This window comes from Actinomycetospora endophytica (genome assembly GCF_021026375.1).
GTDB lineage: Bacteria > Actinomycetota > Actinomycetes > Mycobacteriales > Pseudonocardiaceae > Actinomycetospora > Actinomycetospora endophytica.
Genome location: NZ_JAJNDB010000008.1, coordinates 231,890 through 247,982 on the forward strand (window position 1 = coordinate 231,890; position 16,093 = coordinate 247,982).

At 73.7% G+C, this 16,093-nt stretch carries 15 protein-coding genes; 4 read left to right on the plus strand and 11 right to left on the minus strand.

Features of this window, described 5'->3' with window-relative positions:
• Positions 1-3: 3 nt before the first annotated feature.
• A complete protein-coding gene (locus tag LQ327_RS29610) occupies positions 4-1,164 on the minus strand; it encodes an NAD-dependent formate dehydrogenase (protein ID WP_230739634.1) in 1,161 nt (386 codons plus the stop codon).
• 133 nt (positions 1,165-1,297) lie between these two features.
• On the opposite strand from LQ327_RS29610, the gene LQ327_RS29615 reads away from it, so the two are divergent.
• Together LQ327_RS29615 and LQ327_RS29620 are read left to right on the plus strand one after the other, a co-directional pair.
• The gene (locus LQ327_RS29615; RefSeq protein ID WP_230739636.1) at positions 1,298-2,236 is read left to right on the plus strand and encodes a LysR family transcriptional regulator; all 939 of its coding nucleotides are present in this window, start codon (positions 1,298-1,300) and stop codon (positions 2,234-2,236) included.
• A 141-nt stretch (positions 2,237-2,377) separates the two neighbouring features.
• The gene (locus LQ327_RS29620) at positions 2,378-3,868 is read left to right on the plus strand and encodes an aldehyde dehydrogenase (protein ID WP_230739638.1); all 1,491 of its coding nucleotides are present in this window, start codon (positions 2,378-2,380) and stop codon (positions 3,866-3,868) included.
• A 70-nt stretch (positions 3,869-3,938) separates the two neighbouring features.
• Here LQ327_RS29620 and LQ327_RS29625 read toward each other — a convergent pair whose 3' ends face one another.
• From LQ327_RS29625 to LQ327_RS29640, 4 genes are all read right to left on the minus strand, one after another.
• Entirely contained in the window at positions 3,939-5,402 is a 1,464-nt protein-coding gene (locus LQ327_RS29625; protein ID WP_230739640.1) for an aldehyde dehydrogenase family protein, read from the minus strand.
• A gap of 172 nt (positions 5,403-5,574) precedes the next feature.
• Entirely contained in the window at positions 5,575-5,952 is a 378-nt protein-coding gene (locus LQ327_RS29630) for a VOC family protein (protein WP_230739642.1), read from the minus strand.
• A 40-nt stretch (positions 5,953-5,992) separates the two neighbouring features.
• Positions 5,993-6,571, minus strand: coding sequence for a dihydrofolate reductase family protein (locus tag LQ327_RS29635; RefSeq protein WP_230739644.1), 579 nt, complete (start codon positions 6,569-6,571; stop codon positions 5,993-5,995).
• Complete coding sequence (locus LQ327_RS29640) at positions 6,571-7,170, minus strand: dihydrofolate reductase family protein (RefSeq protein ID WP_230739646.1); 600 nt, start codon at positions 7,168-7,170, stop codon at positions 6,571-6,573. Before LQ327_RS29640 ends, LQ327_RS29635 begins: the two co-directional genes overlap by 1 nt.
• Before the next feature lie 145 nt (positions 7,171-7,315).
• Between LQ327_RS29640 and LQ327_RS35075 the strand changes: the two genes are divergently transcribed.
• Both LQ327_RS35075 and LQ327_RS29655 read left to right on the plus strand, forming a co-directional pair.
• Complete coding sequence (locus LQ327_RS35075) at positions 7,316-10,045, plus strand: helix-turn-helix transcriptional regulator (protein WP_308286401.1); 2,730 nt, start codon at positions 7,316-7,318, stop codon at positions 10,043-10,045.
• Between the two features lie 87 nt (positions 10,046-10,132).
• Complete coding sequence (locus LQ327_RS29655) at positions 10,133-10,591, plus strand: ester cyclase (protein WP_230739648.1); 459 nt, start codon at positions 10,133-10,135, stop codon at positions 10,589-10,591.
• On the opposite strand, the gene oxdA is transcribed toward LQ327_RS29655, so the two are convergent.
• The 6 genes from oxdA to LQ327_RS29685 form a co-directional block, all read right to left on the minus strand.
• Positions 10,592-11,650, minus strand: coding sequence for an aliphatic aldoxime dehydratase (oxdA, locus tag LQ327_RS29660; protein WP_230739650.1), 1,059 nt, complete (start codon positions 11,648-11,650; stop codon positions 10,592-10,594).
• Between the two features lie 97 nt (positions 11,651-11,747).
• Positions 11,748-12,680, minus strand: coding sequence for a helix-turn-helix domain-containing protein (locus tag LQ327_RS29665; protein ID WP_230739652.1), 933 nt, complete (start codon positions 12,678-12,680; stop codon positions 11,748-11,750).
• 36 nt (positions 12,681-12,716) lie between these two features.
• Positions 12,717-13,136, minus strand: coding sequence for a nitrile hydratase accessory protein (locus LQ327_RS29670; RefSeq protein ID WP_230739654.1), 420 nt, complete (start codon positions 13,134-13,136; stop codon positions 12,717-12,719).
• The gene (gene nthA / locus LQ327_RS29675; RefSeq protein ID WP_230739656.1) at positions 13,133-13,750 is read right to left on the minus strand and encodes a nitrile hydratase subunit alpha; all 618 of its coding nucleotides are present in this window, start codon (positions 13,748-13,750) and stop codon (positions 13,133-13,135) included. The genes LQ327_RS29670 and nthA overlap by 4 nt, the downstream gene beginning before the upstream one ends.
• A complete protein-coding gene (nthB, locus tag LQ327_RS29680; RefSeq protein WP_230739658.1) occupies positions 13,747-14,454 on the minus strand; it encodes a nitrile hydratase subunit beta in 708 nt (235 codons plus the stop codon). Before nthB ends, nthA begins: the two co-directional genes overlap by 4 nt.
• A 32-nt stretch (positions 14,455-14,486) precedes the next feature.
• Positions 14,487-16,028: an amidase gene (locus tag LQ327_RS29685; RefSeq protein ID WP_230739660.1), complete on the minus strand. Its 1,542-nt coding sequence runs from the start codon at positions 16,026-16,028 to the stop codon at positions 14,487-14,489.
• Between the last annotated feature and the right edge of the window lie 65 nt (positions 16,029-16,093).

The following is a 16,093-nucleotide window of genomic DNA, read 5'->3' on the forward strand; positions in this document are numbered from 1 at the left end:
GGCCTACGAGCTGGTGCTGTAGGAGTGCGCCCCGGCGCCGGCGAGCTTGCCGCCGTCGACGATGAGGTACTCGTCGCGCAGCGCGGTGCCGGCGAAGAACGACTCCAGGATCTCGCGGGTGCCCGCGGCGTACCGGGCCTGGGCGGAGAGCGTCGACCCGGAGATGTGCGGGGTCATGCCGTGGTGCGGCATGGTGCGCCAGGGGTGGTCGGCCGGGGCGGGCTGGGGGTACCAGACGTCGCCGGCGTACCCGGCGAGCTGCCCGCTCTCCAGCGCCCGCACGATCGCGTCGCGGTCGGCGATCAGGCCGCGCGCGGTGTTGATCAGGTAGGCGCCGCGGCGCATGGTGGACAGGAGTTGGTTGTTGAACAGGCCCCGGGTCTCGGGGTGCAGCGGCGCGTTGACCGTGACGACGTCGCAGTGCGGCACCATGTCCGCGGCGGACTCGTGGAACGTCAGGTTCAGTTCCTTCTCGGTCTGCGCGGGCAGGCGGTGGCGGTCGGTGTAGTGCAGCCGCACGTCGAACGGGGCGAGCCGGCGCAGCACCGCGAGCCCGATCCGGCCGGCGGCGACGGTGCCGACGTCCATCCCCTCGACGTCGAAGGCGCGCGCCGTGCAGTCGGCGATGTCCCAGCCGCCCTCACTGGCGATCCGGTTCGACGGCAGGTAGTTGCGCACCAGCGACAGGATCATCATGACGACGTGCTCGGCGACCGAGATCGAGTTGCAGTAGGTCACCTCGGCCACCGTCACGCCCGCCTCGATCGCGGCGTCGAGGTCGACGTGGTCGGAGCCGATCCCGGCGGTCAGCGCGAGCTTGAGGTTCTTCGCCTTCGCGATCCGCTCGGGGGTGAGGTACGCGGGCCAGAACGGCTGGGAGATCACGACGTCGGCGTCGACGAGATGGCGGTCGAACTCGGAGTCCTCGCCGTCCTTGTCGGAGGTGACCACCAGCTCGTGCCCGGCGCCCTCGAGGAACCGTCGCAGGCCGAGCTCCCCGGACACGCTGCCGAGCAGGGCGCCCGGGGTGAAGTCGATCGCCGACGGGGTCGGCAGGGTCTGCCCGTCCGGGTAGCGCTCCAGGTGCGGGAGACCGTCGCGCACCAGCGGCGGCGGGTAGCCGCCGGCCGGGTCGGGGTAGAGCACGCAGAGCACCTTGGCCATGAGGGGCCTCCTCGCCGCTGAAGTCGGTCCGGTCGACCGTCCTCGTCGATCCGCATCTGCGGCAACAGATCGCCGATCGGGTCCGCAGATGCGTGTATTCACGCCGTGGATCGTCGGGCTAGGGTCGGTGGCCGTGTCCGGCGACGTGCTGATGCGTCAGCTCGAGTACCTCGTCGCCCTGGCACGTGAGGAGCACTTCGGGCGCGCGGCGCAGGCCTGTCACGCCAGCCAGCCCGCGTTGTCCACCGGGCTGGCGAAGCTCGAGCGCGACCTCGGCGTCACGCTCATCCACCACGGTCACCGCTTCGCCGGGTTCACCGAGGAAGGGCGCCGGGTGCTCGGCTGGGCGCACCGCATCCTCGCCGAGCGCGACGGCCTGCACGACGACCTCGCCCGCATGCGCGGCGGGCTCGACGCCACGCTGCGCCTCGGCGCGATCCCGACCGCGATGCCGACCGTCAGCACCCTCACCGGCGGGTTCTGCGCCGAGCACCCGCGCGCACGGGTGCGGGTGGAGGAGCTGTCGTCGACCGAGATCGTCGCGCGCCTCGGCGACTTCACGCTGGACGCGGGCCTGACCTACCTGGACCCGGAGCCGCCGGCGGGCACCCGCGCGGTCGAGCTCTACCGGGAGCGCTACCTGCTCCTCACCCCCGAGCACCTCGTCCCGCCCGACGGCGAGGTCGGCTGGGCCGAGGCGGCCGACCGGCCGCTGTGCGCCCTCGTCCGGCTGATGCGCAACCGACGCATCCTGGAGTCGGCGGCGCTGGCCGCGGGGGCGCGGCTCAGGCCGGTCATCGAGGCCGACTCCGTCGCCGCCCTCTACACCCACGCCGCCCGCGGGTGGTCGTGCATCGTCGCCCACACCTGGCTGGACGGCTTCGGCGTGCCGCCCGGGATGCGGGCGCTGGAACTGCCGGCGGTGCCGACCCCGCCGGTCGGGATCCTGACGGCCGCCGAGGATCCGCCGAGCCTCGTGACGGCGGCCCTGCTGGCCACCGTCGCCCGCCCGTCGCCCGCTGACCCGCCGTCGCCGCGGCACCTGCCGTCGCTGCCGGACCCGTCGTCGTAGGCGCATCTGCGGAGGTTCCGACCTCCCGATGCCGCAGGCGCGGCGGCCACGGGTTGTTGGACACGCGCTCTCGGGTCAGGATGGGTTGTGTGCGGCCAGTCACAGGGCCGCTACGAAGCTCACTCGAGGATGAGGCGACGTATGAGCATCACCACCGAACCGAAGGCCCCGATCAAGGGTCTCGACAAGTTCTTCATCGGCGGGGAGTGGGTCCAGCCCTCGTCGTCGGACACCATCGACGTCATCGAGCCGGCCACCGAGCAGGTGTACTTCCAGGTCGCCGAGGCGCAGGACGCCGACGTCGCGCGGGCGGTCACCTCCGCGCGCGAGGCCTTCGACAACGGCCCGTGGCCGAAGCTGACCCACGCCCAGCGCGCCGAGTACCTCCGCGCGATCAGCTCCGCGGTCCGTGAGCGCACCGACGACGTCACCCAGATCTGGCCGCGCGAGTCCGGCATCCTCTACGGCGTCGCGCAGGCGATGATGGGCGGCATCCCGGACGCGTACACCTACTACGCGGACCTCGCCGAGACGTTCCACTTCGAGGAGCCGGCCACCCCGACGGCCGGCGGCAACTTCGGCATGATCGCCCGGGAGCCCGTGGGGGTCGTCGGCGCGATCATCCCGTGGAACGCGCCGATGACGCTGATCGCCTACAAGCTCGCCCCGGCGCTGCTCGCGGGGTGCACGGTGGTCCTCAAGGCCTCGCCCGAGGCGCCCGGCGCGCCGTACATCATGGCCGAGATCGCCGAGAAGGTCGGCCTGCCGGCGGGTGTCCTGAACGTCCTCACCGCCGACCGCGAGGTCTCCGAGACCCTCGTCCGCGACCCGCGGGTCGACAAGATCGCCTTCACCGGCTCGACGGCCGCGGGCAAGAAGATCGCCGGCATCATGGCCGAGCGGATCGGGCGCTACTCGCTCGAGCTCGGCGGCAAGTCCGCGGCGGTCATCCTCGACGACGCGGACATCTCGTCCACCGCGGCCGCCCTCTCCGGCGCCGAGTGCTTCCTGTCCGGGCAGGTCTGCTCCTCGCTGACCCGCATCGTCGTCCCGCGCAGCCGGCACGACGAGATGGTCGAGGCGCTCGCCGGGACGTTCTCGCAGGTGCGCGTGGGCGACCCGTTCGACGCGAACTCGCAGATGGGCCCGCTGGCCATGCAGCGCCAGCGTGACCGTGTCGAGTCCTACATCGAGATCGGCAAGTCCGAGGGCGCGACGCTGGCCACCGGCGGCGGCCGTCCGAAGGATCTCGACCGCGGCTGGTTCGTCGAGCCGACGGTGTTCGGCAACGTCGACAACTCCTGGCGCATCGCCCAGGAGGAGATCTTCGGACCGGTGCTCTCCGTCCTCCCCGCCGAGGACGAGGAGGACGCGATCCGGATCGCCAACGACACGGTCTACGGGCTCAACGCCGCGGTGTTCACGAACGACGCCGACCGCGCCCGCGACGTCGCCGGGCGACTGCGGGCCGGCACCGTCGGGCACAACAACTTCCGGACCGACTTCGGCATCGGGTTCGGCGGGTTCAAGCAGTCCGGCATCGGCCGCGAGGGCGGCGTCGAGGGGCTGCACCACTACCTCGAGAACAAGACGATGATCTTCGAGGAGAAGCCGAGCTCGTTCCCGAAGTAGGTGCGCTTCGCGCTCGTGAGCAGTAATCCGTGCCAGGACACGGATTACCGCTCACGAGGGCTGCGCCCACCTAGAACGGGTACTGCGCCAGCCGGCTCTGCGCGGTGACCCACTGGGTCTCGGTGTAGGCGTCGAGGTTCGCCTGGATGCCGCCGGTGCGGGAGCCGTTGCCGGAGGCCCCCCAACCGCCGAACGGGATGGTGGCCTCGTCGGCGACGGTCTGGTCGTTGATGTGCACCGCGCCGCTCGGGATGCGGTCGGAGAGCTCCAGCGCGCGGAGGCCGTCGCCGGCGAGGATGCCGAGGGACAGGCCGTACTCGCTGTCCGCGGCGAGCGCGACGGCCTCGTCCTCACTCGCGTACGGGATCACCGGGGCCACCGGACCGAACACCTCCTGGGCCCACGCGGGGGACTGCCGCGTCACGCCGGAGAGCACGGTCGGCCGGTAGTACAGGTCCTCGTAGGTGCCGCCCGCCTCGAGCCGGGCACCGCCGTCGACCGTGCCGGTGACCAGCTCGTGCACGTGGTCGCGCTGCCCGGCGTCGATGATCGGGCCCAGCGCCACGGTTCCCGACGACGGGTCCCCGACCGGCAGCTTCTCGGCGTGCTGGGCGAGGGCCGCCACGTAGTCGTCGGCGATGGCCGCGTCGACGACGTGGCGACCCGTCGTCATGCAGATCTGGCCCTGGTGCATGAACGAGCCGAACGCGCCGATCGAGGCGGCCTGCTCGACGTCGACGTCGCCCATGACGATCAGCGCCGAGTTGCCGCCGAGCTCGAGGTGGGCACGGGTGAGGTGCTGCGCGGCGAGCGCGCCGACCGCGCGGCCGGCCCGGGTCGAGCCGGTGAAGGCGACGACACGCACCCGCGGGTCGGCGATCACGGCCTCGCCGACGTCCTCCGCCCCGCCCGGCAGCATCGCCAGCAGCCCGGCCGGCAGTCCCGCCTCCTCGAACACCCGCGCGATGCTCACGCCGCCGCACACCGCGGTGCGGGGGTCGGGCTTGAGCACGACGGCGTTGCCCAGCGCCAGGGCGGGTGCGACGGCCCGGATCGCGAGGATGAGCGGGAAGTTGAACGGCGCGATCACCCCGACGACGCCGGCCGGGCGACGGCGGGCGAAGCTGAGTCGCGGCTGCTCGGAGCGCAGGATCTCGCCGGTCGGGTGCGAGGCCAGGGCGGCGGCCTCGAAGCACTCCTGCGCGGCGATGTGCGTCTCCAGCTGGGCCTTCGGCGTGATGCCGCCGGACTCGCGGACGATCCAGCCCTGGACCTCCTCGGCGTGCGCCTCCCACAGGTCGCCGGCGCGGCGCAGGATCGCGGCCCGCTCGGTGAAGGGTCGCGCGGCCCACTCCCGCTGGGCGGCGGCCGCACGGTCGGCGGCACCGGTGACGTCGTCGGGGCTCGCCGTCGCGACCCGGCCGAGCTCGGTCCCGGTCGCGGGCTCGACGACGATGCGTTCCGCGCCGGCCCCGGCCCGCCACCCGCCGTCGAGCAGCTTCCCGGTCCAGACGTCGGCGTCCAGCAGGCCCATGGCGGTTCTCCCGTCGGTGTCCACGGTGATCAGGAACCCTGATCGTACCGCCGGGATTGCCGCGAAAACGCCGTCCGAACGCCGCAGGAGCCGCATCTGAGGTGCGCTCCGCGCTCGTGAGCACAAAGTGACGTCATAGCGTCAATTACTGCTCACGAGCGCGACAGCGCACCTAGGAGGACGGCGCCCGGCTGAGATCGACCACGCAGAACAGGTTGCCGTCGGGGTCGGCCAGGACGACGAAGTCGGGCTCCGCCGGGTAGATCTCCCAGCCCGGGTCGGTCGCGCCGAGCCCGATCAGCCGGCGGACCTCGGCGTCCTGCTCGGGGGTGGTGTCCACGAACAGATCCAGGTGCTGGCGCGGCCGCGGGTCCGGCGCCGAGCCGCTGACCATCAGGGCCAGTGCCCGCGCTCCGTCGGGCGCGACGAGCGTGCGCCAGGTCGGGCTCGCCCACTCCTCGGTGGTGCTCAGCTGCAGCGCGGCCGACCAGAAGGCCGTGGCCCGGTCGAGGTCGGTCACGCCGATCACGGGGAAGCCGAGGCGGAGCACCGGCCCACTCTCGCCCGCGTGGCCGTGGAACGCACCCCGGTCACCGGACGCGGTACCGCAGGTGCGTGACCCGTCGGGGGAGGTCCTCGGCGTCCGGGCTGGTCAGCCGGCGGACCAGCTCGAGCTCGACGTGCCCGGAGCCCAGCCCGTCGAACAGCCGCCGTCCCGACCCGAGCAGCACCGGCACCACGTGCAGCTCCATCTCGTCGAGCTCCCCGGCCCGCAGCAGGGCCTGCGCCGCACCCGCGCCGTGCACCATCACGTCGCCGTCCCCGGCCGCGGCGCGCGCCCGCGAGGCGGCGTCCACGGGGTCGGTGGCGTAGACGACGCTGCCCGGCGGCGGCTCGGCCGGGACCTCGTGGGTCAGGATGACGATCGGGACGCCGTCGTGATGATCCCCGTTCCAGCGCCCGGCCAGCTCGTAGGTGCGGCGACCGGACAGCACGGCCCGGGTGGCCATCGCCTCCGCGTGGACCTCGCCGGCCGGTCCGGGGTCGAGGCGGCGGTCGAGCCAGTTGAACAGCCGGAACCCGCCGGCTCCCAACGGCGCGTCGGGGCCGTCCTCCGGCCCGGCGACGAACCCGTCGAGCGACATCGTCATGTCCAGCCGGACGGCCATCAGCCGGGCTCCTTCCCCAGCACGCGGTAGCGCAGGTGCACCGTCCCGGGCCCGTCGACGGAGTGCAGCAGCTCGAGCTCGACGTGCTCGGGAGGCAGGTCGTCGAAGAGGCGCCGACCCGCTCCGAGCAGCACCGGGACCACCTGCAGCGCGAGCTCGTCGAGCACCCCGGCCCGCAGGCACGCCTGTGCCGCCGAGGCGCCGTGGAGGAGCACGTCGCGGTCACCCGCGGCCTCCCTCGCCAGGGCCGCGGCCTCGACCACGTCGGTGAGGTGGCGGGCGTGCCCGAGCGGGGGCTCGGCGGGCGCCGACCGGGTGAGGACGAAGATCGGGACGCCGTCGTGGTGGTCGCCGTGCCACTGGTTCGCGTGGTCGAAGGTGCGCCGCCCGGTGAGCACCGCGCCGGTCCGCATCGCCTCCGCCATCACCGCGGCGGTGACCTCGTCGTCGCTGCGGCCGGTGGCGGGATCGTCGTCGCTGATCGCGATGGCGTCGTGCAGCCGCTCGCCGCCGATCCCGAGCCCGCGATCCGGTCCGTCGTCCGGGCCCGCGATGAACCCGTCGAGCGACATCCACATGTAGAGCACGATCCTGGCCACGGGTCCCCCTCCAGCGAGTATGGAACGGAGATAGAACAGTACTGATTTAGGACTGTCAAGCCGGGACCTCGTCCGATCCACCCCGCCGTGCCACGATGCCGAGAGCCGCCATCGCGTGCGCGGGCGGCGCCGTGGGGGGCACGTCATGGCGGCGACGACGCAGCTTCCGGTCGAGCTGAGCTCCTTCGTCGGGCGCGAGGCCCAGATCGAGCGGGGCGTCGCGCTGGCCGGCCGGACCCGGCTGCTCTGTCTCGTCGGGCCGGGTGGGGTCGGGAAGACCCGGCTCGCGCTGCGGGTCGCGTCCCGACTGGCCGGAGCGGACGTCTGGTGGGTGGAGCTGGCGGCGCTGACCGACCGGGGCCAGGTCGAGGCGGCGATCTCCCGGACCGTCGGGCTGCCGACCGCGACCGGACCGGCCCGGTGCGTCGACGTCCTGGCCGAGTACCTCGGCGGTGCGCGCGCCGTGATCGTGCTGGACAACTGCGAGCACCTGCTCGACGACGTCGCCCCGCTCGTCGACGACCTGCTCCGGGCCTGTCGGAGCGCCACGGTCCTGGCCACCAGCCGCGAGCCGCTCGGGGTCGAGGGCGAGCTGGTCTGGCGTGTGCCGCCCCTGGAGACCCCGCCGGACGGCACGGGCGCGTCCCAGACATGGGACTACGAGGCGGTCCGCCTGTTCGTCGCCCGCGCCGCGTCCGCCGGGTCGCGGCCCCTGGCGACGGCGGACGCCGACGTCGTCGCCGGTATCTGCCGCGCTCTGGACGGGATGCCGCTGGCCGTGGAGCTCGCGGCCGCCCGGGTCGGGGCGATGTCGGTGTCGGCGATCCTGGCCGCCCTCGACGACCGGTTCCGGCTCCTCACCGGAGGTCCCCGCCCGGCATCCCCGCGGCTGCGCAGCATGCTGGCGTCGCTGGAGTGGTCGTACGGGCTGTGCGCGCCCGACGAGCACGTGCTGCTGCGCCGGCTCGGGGTCTTCGTCGGTGGGTTCGACGCGGCCGGGGCGGTCCGCGTGGCCGGCTTCGCGCCGCTCGACCGGGCCGCCGTCGACGCCGCCCTGACCGAGCTGGTGGCCAAGTCGCTCGTCCAGCGCGAGCCCGACGACGGCGGCCGGACGCGGTGGCGCCTCCTGCAGACGGTGCGGGCCTTCGCCCGGGACCGCGCCGAGGACGCCGGCGAGACCGCCGTCCTCGACGGACGCCACCTCGGGTGGGCGGCCGAGCTCGCCGAGGAGCTGGAACCGGCCACCGCGCGGTGCGACGTCGACGCCCTCGACCGGCTGGAGCGCGAGCTGCCCGATCTGCGGCGCGCGCTCGACCACGCCGCCACCGATCCGGACGACGACGGCGGGCTGCGGCTGATGACCGCGCTCGGCTTCTTCTGGGCCCGCCGCGGCCACGGCATCCCGGGTGCGGAGCTCGCCGAGGACGTGCTCGCGGCCGCCACGACGTCGAGCGCGGCGCGCGGACGGGCGTGGTGGTCGACGGCCTACGCCCGCTTCTACGGCGGCGCGTTCCCGCAGGCCGCCGAGGCCGCCGCCACGGCGCTGGCCGACGCCGACGCGGCCGGGGACCGGGCCCTGGCGGCGCGGGCGCGGATCGTCCTCGGCGGGGTACGGAACTTCTCCGACCCCGACGGCGCGCGCACGCTGCTGCACGAAGCCCTCGCCGGCGCCGTCGAGACCCACGACCCCGTCGCCGAGTACGACGCCACCTACCTGATCTCCTTCTCGCACCTGATCGTGCACCGGACGACCGACGCGGAGCCCTTCATCGAGCGGCTCGACGCGCAGGCCACGGCTCGAGGTGACCTCTCCGGGCAGGCGTGGGCCCACCTGCACCGGGCGATGGCGGCCCAGGCCGCCGGCGAGTTCGCGGCCTCCCGGGAGTCCCACCGCGCCGCGGCCGCGGTCGGCGAACGGGTGGCCGACCCCCTGCTCCTGCTCTACGCCTACAGCGGTGCGACCAACATCGCCCTCGCCACCGGACGGTTCGACGACCTCGCGCCGATCGCGGCCGCGATGCACCGGCCGGAGCTGCGCTTCGCGGCGCTCACGCTGGCGTTCGCCGAATCCCTCCCCGGCATCGCGGCGATCGGGTCGGACCGGTCGGCGGGCGCCGCGGCGCTGATCGCCGGGGGACTGACGATCGTGCCCTACGTGCCGTTCGACGCCGCCCGGCTCGTGCTCGAGGGCGCCCGGCACACGCTGGCCCTCGGCGACCCGGCCGCCGCCGAGCGGGCCGCCACCCTCGCGCTGGCCGGCGGCGAGGCCATCGGGTCGGCCCACGTCGGCTCCTGCCGCGTGGTGCTCGCCCGCATCGGCGCGGCCCGGGGCGACGACCCGGCCACTGTCGAGACCCTCGCCCACGCCGGGCTCGCGGAGATCGAGGACGCCCGGCTGTGGGCCGACGCCCCGGACGCCCTGGTGGTGCTGGGCGCCGCCGCACTCGACACCGGGCGCCTCGAAGAAGGCACCCGCCTCCTGGCCGCCGCGCACGGGATCCACGACCGGGCGGGCCGCGTCGACCCGCTCGCGGCGACCGCGGAGGCCGAGCGCCACCACGCCGCCCGGCACCTCGGGGACCGGTTCGACGACGTCTGGACAGCCGGCGCGGCCCTCGACGCCCCGAGCGCCGTCGCGTATGCGCGACGCGCCCGCGGCCCCCGCCGTCGGCCCCGCTCGGGGTGGGACAGCCTGACCCCGACCGAGCTCGACGTGGCCCGGCTGGTCGCCGCGGGGCACGCCAACGTGGACATCGCCGAGCGGCTGTTCGTCTCGCGCTCGACGGTGAAGACCCACCTCGTGCACGTCTACGCCAAGCTGGGGCTCGCCTCCCGGGCGGAGCTCGCCGCGGCGGCCGTCCACCACGGCCTCTAGCTGATATCCACCGGCTGACCGATGTCCCGGCGCGCCGCCCGCCCGACCCTGGTTCCTCGCCAGACACATCCCGATCCGGGAGGAACCATGACCGCCACCGACGTCGTCCGCACCTCGATCGCCACGTGGAACGAGGCCGACCGCCAAGGCTTCCTCGGCTGCTACGCCGAGGACTGCGAGATCGTCTCCCCGGGCCTGCTGGGCTCCGGGCACGACGGGGTCGCGGAGTTCTGGAGCAGCATCATGGACACGATCCCCGACTGCCGGGTGGAGGCCGTCCGCCTGATCGCCGACGGCGACACGGTCCTCGAGGAGGCCCGCAGCCGCGGCACCAACACCGGTCCGGTCCAGGGCCCCGACGGCAGCGACGTGCCGCCGACCGGTCGTACCGTCGACTTCGCCTTCGGCGCCGCGCACACCGTGCGCGACGGCCGGATCGTCAGCTCCCGGTTCTACTGGGACCGGCCGACCTTCCTCGTCCAGCTCGGCCTGTTGCCCGACCCGGCCGGGACCGCAGGGGCGACGGTCCCGGCCGGATCGAGCTGATCACGCCATGGTCGGGGCCACGGCGTCCCGCAACATGCCCGTTGCGGGGTGGCAGTTGATGTACTCGTAGTACTGGTCGGCGGCGTCGAACACCGAGACCTCGTGGTAGAGCCGCAGCTTCTCGAGGCTCGCGACCACCCGGAAGAACGTCGTGAAGATGCGCAGGTGGGTCGGGTGCGACTCGGCCCACCGCTCGAGCTGGCCCAGCGAGCGCCAGTGCCCGATGTTGTAGCTCTTCTCGATCGGGTTGCCGTCGAGGTCGATGTAGTGGACGTAGCGGTTGCTGTAGCAGCCGATGTCCTCGCCGTTGTCGCGCAGGAAGTCCATCCCCGCGCGCAGCACCGGCTCGACCTCCTCGAGGTAGAGCTTGCGCTCGTCGTCGCCGGTGTCGGCCCAGTCCTGGCCGGAGCGGATCAGCGCCACGTTGTCGTGCCCGCGGACGACGACCCGCCCGGTCAGCGACGGGTCCGCGAGCGCCTCCAGCTCGCCCGTGGGGCTCATCCAGTCGGTCTGCGAGACCGGGATCCGGTCGCGCATCGATCCCCAGTACGCGTGCTCCTGGATCTCGCCGCTGACGGTGTCCATGACGCCGCCGACGCCGGGGAACTGCTCGGTGAACGCGTAGAGCGTCTCGAACTGGTCGGCGCGCGGCGAGACGATCTCGCGGAAGAAGCCGAGGTTCCCGCCGAGTCGCTCGTCGGAGTTCCACCAGCCGGCGATCTCGGGGCGGGAGAGCCACCGCTCGTAGGTCTCGGGGTCGCGCCAGTAGCCGACCGCGATGATGTTGTCGTAGCCCTGCTTGTCCTGGTGCCGGGTCGCGTCCCACTCACCGGGGCCGTCGTCGGAGCCGAACCCGTCGACGATGTGCCGCAGCGCCGCCAGCGCCTCGGCCTTGTGCTCCTCGCCCCGGTACTGGACGCCGAAGTAGCCCATGACGACCTGGGTGAGGTCCTGCGCCGCGCGTCCGACGAACATCGGGAACGGCGGCTGGTACTCGTCCGGGACGCGCCGGGTCAGCGTGCGCGGGCATTGGAGGTGCCTGTCGATGGCGGATTCCATGGTCGGCTCCTTCGGTGGTGGTGAGCCAGCCTAGGAACGGGGATGCGCGCGATCTGTGCACTGCGCGCCGCGGATGCGGCAGTGCGTGCCCGGGTGACTACGGGAGGGCGAGACGACGGCAGGCGCGCGGGCTGTGCCCGTACTCGTCGCGGAAGGCGCGGGCGAACACGCTCGCGTCGGAGAAGCAGAACTCGGCGGCGATCGCGGCGACGGGGCGCGTCGGCTCGCAGAGCAGCGCCTCGCGGGCCTTCTCGAGCCGGCGCAGCCGGATGTGGCCCGCGAGCGTGCGCGGGGCGTCGGCGAAGAGCCGGTGCAGCGAGCGCAGTGAGAGGTGGCAGCGCCGCGCGACGAGGGCGGGGTCCAGGGCCGGGTCCCGCAGGTGGGCGTCGACGACGGCGAGCACGGCCGGGAGCCCCACGGCGGGTGCGCCCGCGGCGGAAGCCGGCAGGTCGGTCCGGGCGGCGCACAGCACCAGGTCGACGAGCGCGGTGGCCAGCTGGTCGCCCTCCGCCCCGCCGACGTCGTCCGACCCGGCCCCGGCCTGGCGGAGCGCGGCGGCGGCGATGGAGGTGCTCGGGCCGCCCACGGGGACGCGGGCGGTGACGGCCGTCGTCGACTCGACGGTCAGCAGGCTGCGCGGCCAGGTGAACACGTCCATCACCCAGGGCTGGGTCATGCTCCACGTGAAGGGCCGCGAGGTGTCGTAGACGGCCAGCCCGCCGGGCTCGAGCCGGCAGCGGCGGCCGTCCTGTTCCAGGTCCGCGGCGCCCTGGCGCAGGTGGCCGACCTGGAGGTACTGCTCGTCGTCGCCGCGGATGAGCCCGGGCGTGCGGTGGAAGTCCTGCTCGACCGAGCGCACCCGGGCGACCGACAGCGGCCCGATGTGGTGCATGTCGACGGCGCCGCGGAAGGGCTGCTCGCTCCCGGGCCGGATGTCGAGCGAGACGAAGTGGGTCCGGATCAGGTCCTGCCACTCGTCCAGCGGCCACTCCGGGTGCGCCGCCTGCTCGTGCTCACCGATCCGTGCCATGACACGGACCAGTGAACACGAGCGGGCTGCGGCTGGTCACCGGATCGCGGGGTCGGTCGCGATCGGTTCGCGGTGCGCCTCGTGGTGGTTGGCGTTGCGCGGGGTGGCGAGCACCGCCCGGGTCCGCTCGTCGAGGTCGGCCTCGGAGAGCAGACCGCTGCCCGCGAGGACCGTCTCGAGCGCGGTCAGCCAGTGCTCGTAGTAGCTCCAGGGCTCGGCGCCCTCGTCGGCCCCGTCGGCCTCCCACCGGCGGATGGACTCGATGAGCGAGAGCTGGAACTCCGACCACTCGTACTGCCCGGCGTGGTATGCCGCGACGGCGAGGGCGAAGGCCCGCAGCTCCCACGGCTCGCGGAACGAGGCCTCGCCGTCGCCACCCGGGGTGCCGGCGATGAGGGTCTCGACGCGACGCCGGGCGTCGCCGACCTCGGTGCTCTCGCGGGTCGGGCTGCTCATGCGCTCACCGTCCCGACCCCGACCATGGAGTCGCGCGTGATGATCGCCTCGAGCTGTTCCTCGGTCCAGCCCTCGGTGCCGGCCGGGCGCTGCGGGACCACCCAGTAGCGCAGCTCCGAGCTGGAGTCCCAGACGCGGACCTCGGTGGAGTCGGGGACGGCGCAGCCGAACTCCTCGCGCAGCACCTTGCGGGGCTCGCGCACGATCCGGGCGCGGTAGGCCGGCTGCTTGTACCAGTTCGGGGGCAGCCCGAGCACCGGCCACGGGTAGCACGAGCACAGCGTGCACACGATGACGTGGTGGACGTCGTCGGTGTTCTCGACGGCGACCATCTCCTCGCCCTGCAGCCCGCCGATGCCGAGCTCGGCGCACGCCGCGGTGGCGTTCGCGAGCAGCCGCGCCTTGAACTCGGGGTCGGTCCAGGCCTTGGCGACGACCTTCGCCCCGAGCTGCGGCCCGACCTCGTTCTCGTAGATCTCGGCGAGCCGGTCGACCGCCTCGGTCGACATCAGGCCCTTCTCGATCATGATCGACTCGACCGCCTTGACGCGGGCGGCGACCTCGGCCTGGTGCTCCGGCGTCGCGGCGGCGGCGACGGTGTGGGGCACGGTCATGCGGCACTCTCCTTGGCAGCGGCGGGGACGATGTAGGGCTCCCAGACGTCGAAGGTGACCGAGCCGTTCGGCTCGGCCGCGTCGGCGCCCCAGAGCTCCTCGTTGGTGAAGAGCACGGTGTAGACGTGTTCCGGGGCCTCGCCCTGGCTGTTGCCCGCCGAGTCGGGGTAGATCATCTCGCCGTGGGCGAGCTCGATCACCCCGGTCCGGCCGCGGACGTAGGCGGCCTTGCGGGTGTGTCCGCGCGGGGCGTCGGCGACCACGGTCACCCGGTCACCGACGCGGAACTTCGCGGTCTTGCCGGTGTCGCGGACCGCGGTGGCGCCCGCGGGGATCACCGCCTCGATGAACTCGACGAGGGCCGGGTCCTGCTTGTCGGGCAGCGGCGCGTCGGGGTTCTCGAGGTAGTACTGCGCGCGCTTCTCGATCTCGGCCGGGTCGAAGGCGCCCGCCCGCACGCCGTAGTGCTCGACGGCGTGCAGCCAGTGCTCGTAGTAGGCGGAGGACAGGTACTCGACCGGGTCCATCTGCTCCATGGCGAAGCGGAACTCGTCGATGCCGAAGTACCCGGCCCGGAACGCCAGCGGGAACATCGTGTGGGCGTGCTTCTCCCACTCGGCCTTCCACACCGGCTCGACCCCCGGCGGGGGAGGGGCGACGGCGCCGAGGCCGTCCCGTCCGCCGAGATCGTGGATGCCGTTCATGAAACCTCCGTGATCGGTCGTGCGTGGACTCCTCAGACGGCGGCGGTGGCCGCCGCGGGAGCGGGGAAGCCGCCGACGGCCTGCTCGTAGGCGTGTGCGGCACGGAGGACGGTGGCGTCGTCGAACTGGCGGCCGACGAGCATCATCCCGACGGGCAGGCCGCCCGCGAGCGGAGCCGGCACCGAGCACGCGGGGTGGCCGGTGACGTCGAACGGGCTGGTGTTGGCGAGCATCTCCAGCGCGGTGCCGAGGATCTCCGGCGGCCGGGCGTCCGGGCCGGGGCGCACCGTGGCGCGCATCGGCAGCGTCGGCATGACCAGCACGTCGACCTCGGCCAGCGCGGCGTCATAGGCCGCGGCGAGCTTCGGGGCGAGGTTGCGGGCCATCGCGTAGTAGCGGCCGTGCGCGGTGTCCAGGCCGTACTTCCCGGCGAGCAGCACCAGGTTGACGGTCTCGGGGAAGCGGCGGCCGTCCTCGGTCCAGCGCCTGCCGTAGTGGTCCATGACCTCGGGGTCGTAGCGGCCCTTCCAGTTCAGGCCGTACCCGTAGGTGTCGATCATCTGGGAGGTGGCGCCCTCGGTGGCGATGACGTCCCAGATCCGCGGCCCGTGCAGGTGCCAGGGGACCGAGACCTCGGTGACGGTCATGCCGGCGTCGGCGAGCGCGCCGGTGGCGGCCCGCACCGCCTCGTCGGTCTCGGGCTCGGACTCGGCGAGGCCGAAGCCCTCGCGCAGCACCCCGACCCGCAGGCCCTGCGCGCCGGTGGCGAGCGCCGCGACGTAGTCCTGCCCCGTCAGATCCATCGGCTGGCGCGGGTCCTGGCCGTCCGCGCCGGCGATGACCGTGAGCATCAGCGCCGCGTCGGTGACGGTGCGGGTGATCGGCCCGACGTGGTCGATGGTCGCCTCGATGGGGAAGGCGCCGGTGTAGGGCACCAGGCCCCAGGTCGGCTTGTGGCCCACCACCCCGCAGTCCGAGGCCGGGATGCGGATCGAGCCGCCCTGGTCGCCGCCGGTGGCCATGTCGACCACGCCGCCGGCGACGAGCGCCGCGCTGCCGCCCGAGGAGCCGCCGGCGTGCCGGGCGGGGTCCCAGGGGTTCCGGACGTGGCCGGTGGAGGCGGTGATGCCCGCGCCGGAGAAGCAGAGGTCCTCGCAGACGGCCTTGCCCGCGATGGTGGCCCCGGCGTCGAGCAGGCGGCGCACGATGGTCGCGTCGCTGCTGGGGACGAACCCCTCGACGGTCGCCGAGCCGTTGGTCATCGGCACCCCGGCGACCGCGGTGTTGTCCTTCACCGCGACCGTCCGCCCGGCCAGCGGGCCGCTGCCGGACTCGGTGATCGACGTCGTCACGTACCAGGCGTTGTACGGGTTCTCGGCCTCCTCCGGCCGGGACCAGGCGCGCCGGGGGGCGACGGGGGCCTCGGCGTCGTACAGCTCGGCGACCGCGTCCCAGGAGGCGAGCAGGCCGGCCACCACCGGGGCGTACTCGTCGACCTCGGCGGCGGACAGGCCGAGGCCGTAACCGGCGGCGACAGCGGTGAGGGCGTCATGGTCCGGGGTGGGAAGCGGCATCAGACGTGCTCCAGGGGCGTGAACGGCGGCCATCCGGCTGTGAACGGGAACACAGTAGGAAGCCT

Excerpts from the sequence above, each read along its gene's own strand:
- LQ327_RS29610 (WP_230739634.1), bottom strand. The coding sequence starts at position 1,164 with ATGGCCAAGGTGCTCTGCGTGCTCTACCCCGACCCGGCCGGCGGCTAC.
- LQ327_RS29620 (WP_230739638.1), top strand. The coding sequence starts at position 2,378 with ATGAGCATCACCACCGAACCGAAGGCCCCGATCAAGGGTCTCGACAAG.
- LQ327_RS29625 (WP_230739640.1), bottom strand. The coding sequence starts at position 5,402 with ATGGGCCTGCTGGACGCCGACGTCTGGACCGGGAAGCTGCTCGACGGC.
- LQ327_RS29635 (WP_230739644.1), bottom strand. The coding sequence starts at position 6,571 with ATGGCCGTCCGGCTGGACATGACGATGTCGCTCGACGGGTTCGTCGCC.
- LQ327_RS35075 (WP_308286401.1), top strand. The coding sequence starts at position 7,316 with ATGGCGGCGACGACGCAGCTTCCGGTCGAGCTGAGCTCCTTCGTCGGG.
- LQ327_RS29655 (WP_230739648.1), top strand. The coding sequence starts at position 10,133 with ATGACCGCCACCGACGTCGTCCGCACCTCGATCGCCACGTGGAACGAG.
- oxdA (WP_230739650.1), bottom strand. The coding sequence starts at position 11,650 with ATGGAATCCGCCATCGACAGGCACCTCCAATGCCCGCGCACGCTGACC.
- LQ327_RS29665 (WP_230739652.1), bottom strand. The coding sequence starts at position 12,680 with ATGGCACGGATCGGTGAGCACGAGCAGGCGGCGCACCCGGAGTGGCCG.
- LQ327_RS29670 (WP_230739654.1), bottom strand. The coding sequence starts at position 13,136 with ATGAGCAGCCCGACCCGCGAGAGCACCGAGGTCGGCGACGCCCGGCGT.
- nthA (WP_230739656.1), bottom strand. The coding sequence starts at position 13,750 with ATGACCGTGCCCCACACCGTCGCCGCCGCCGCGACGCCGGAGCACCAG.
- nthB (WP_230739658.1), bottom strand. The coding sequence starts at position 14,454 with ATGAACGGCATCCACGATCTCGGCGGACGGGACGGCCTCGGCGCCGTC.
- LQ327_RS29685 (WP_230739660.1), bottom strand. The coding sequence starts at position 16,028 with ATGCCGCTTCCCACCCCGGACCATGACGCCCTCACCGCTGTCGCCGCC.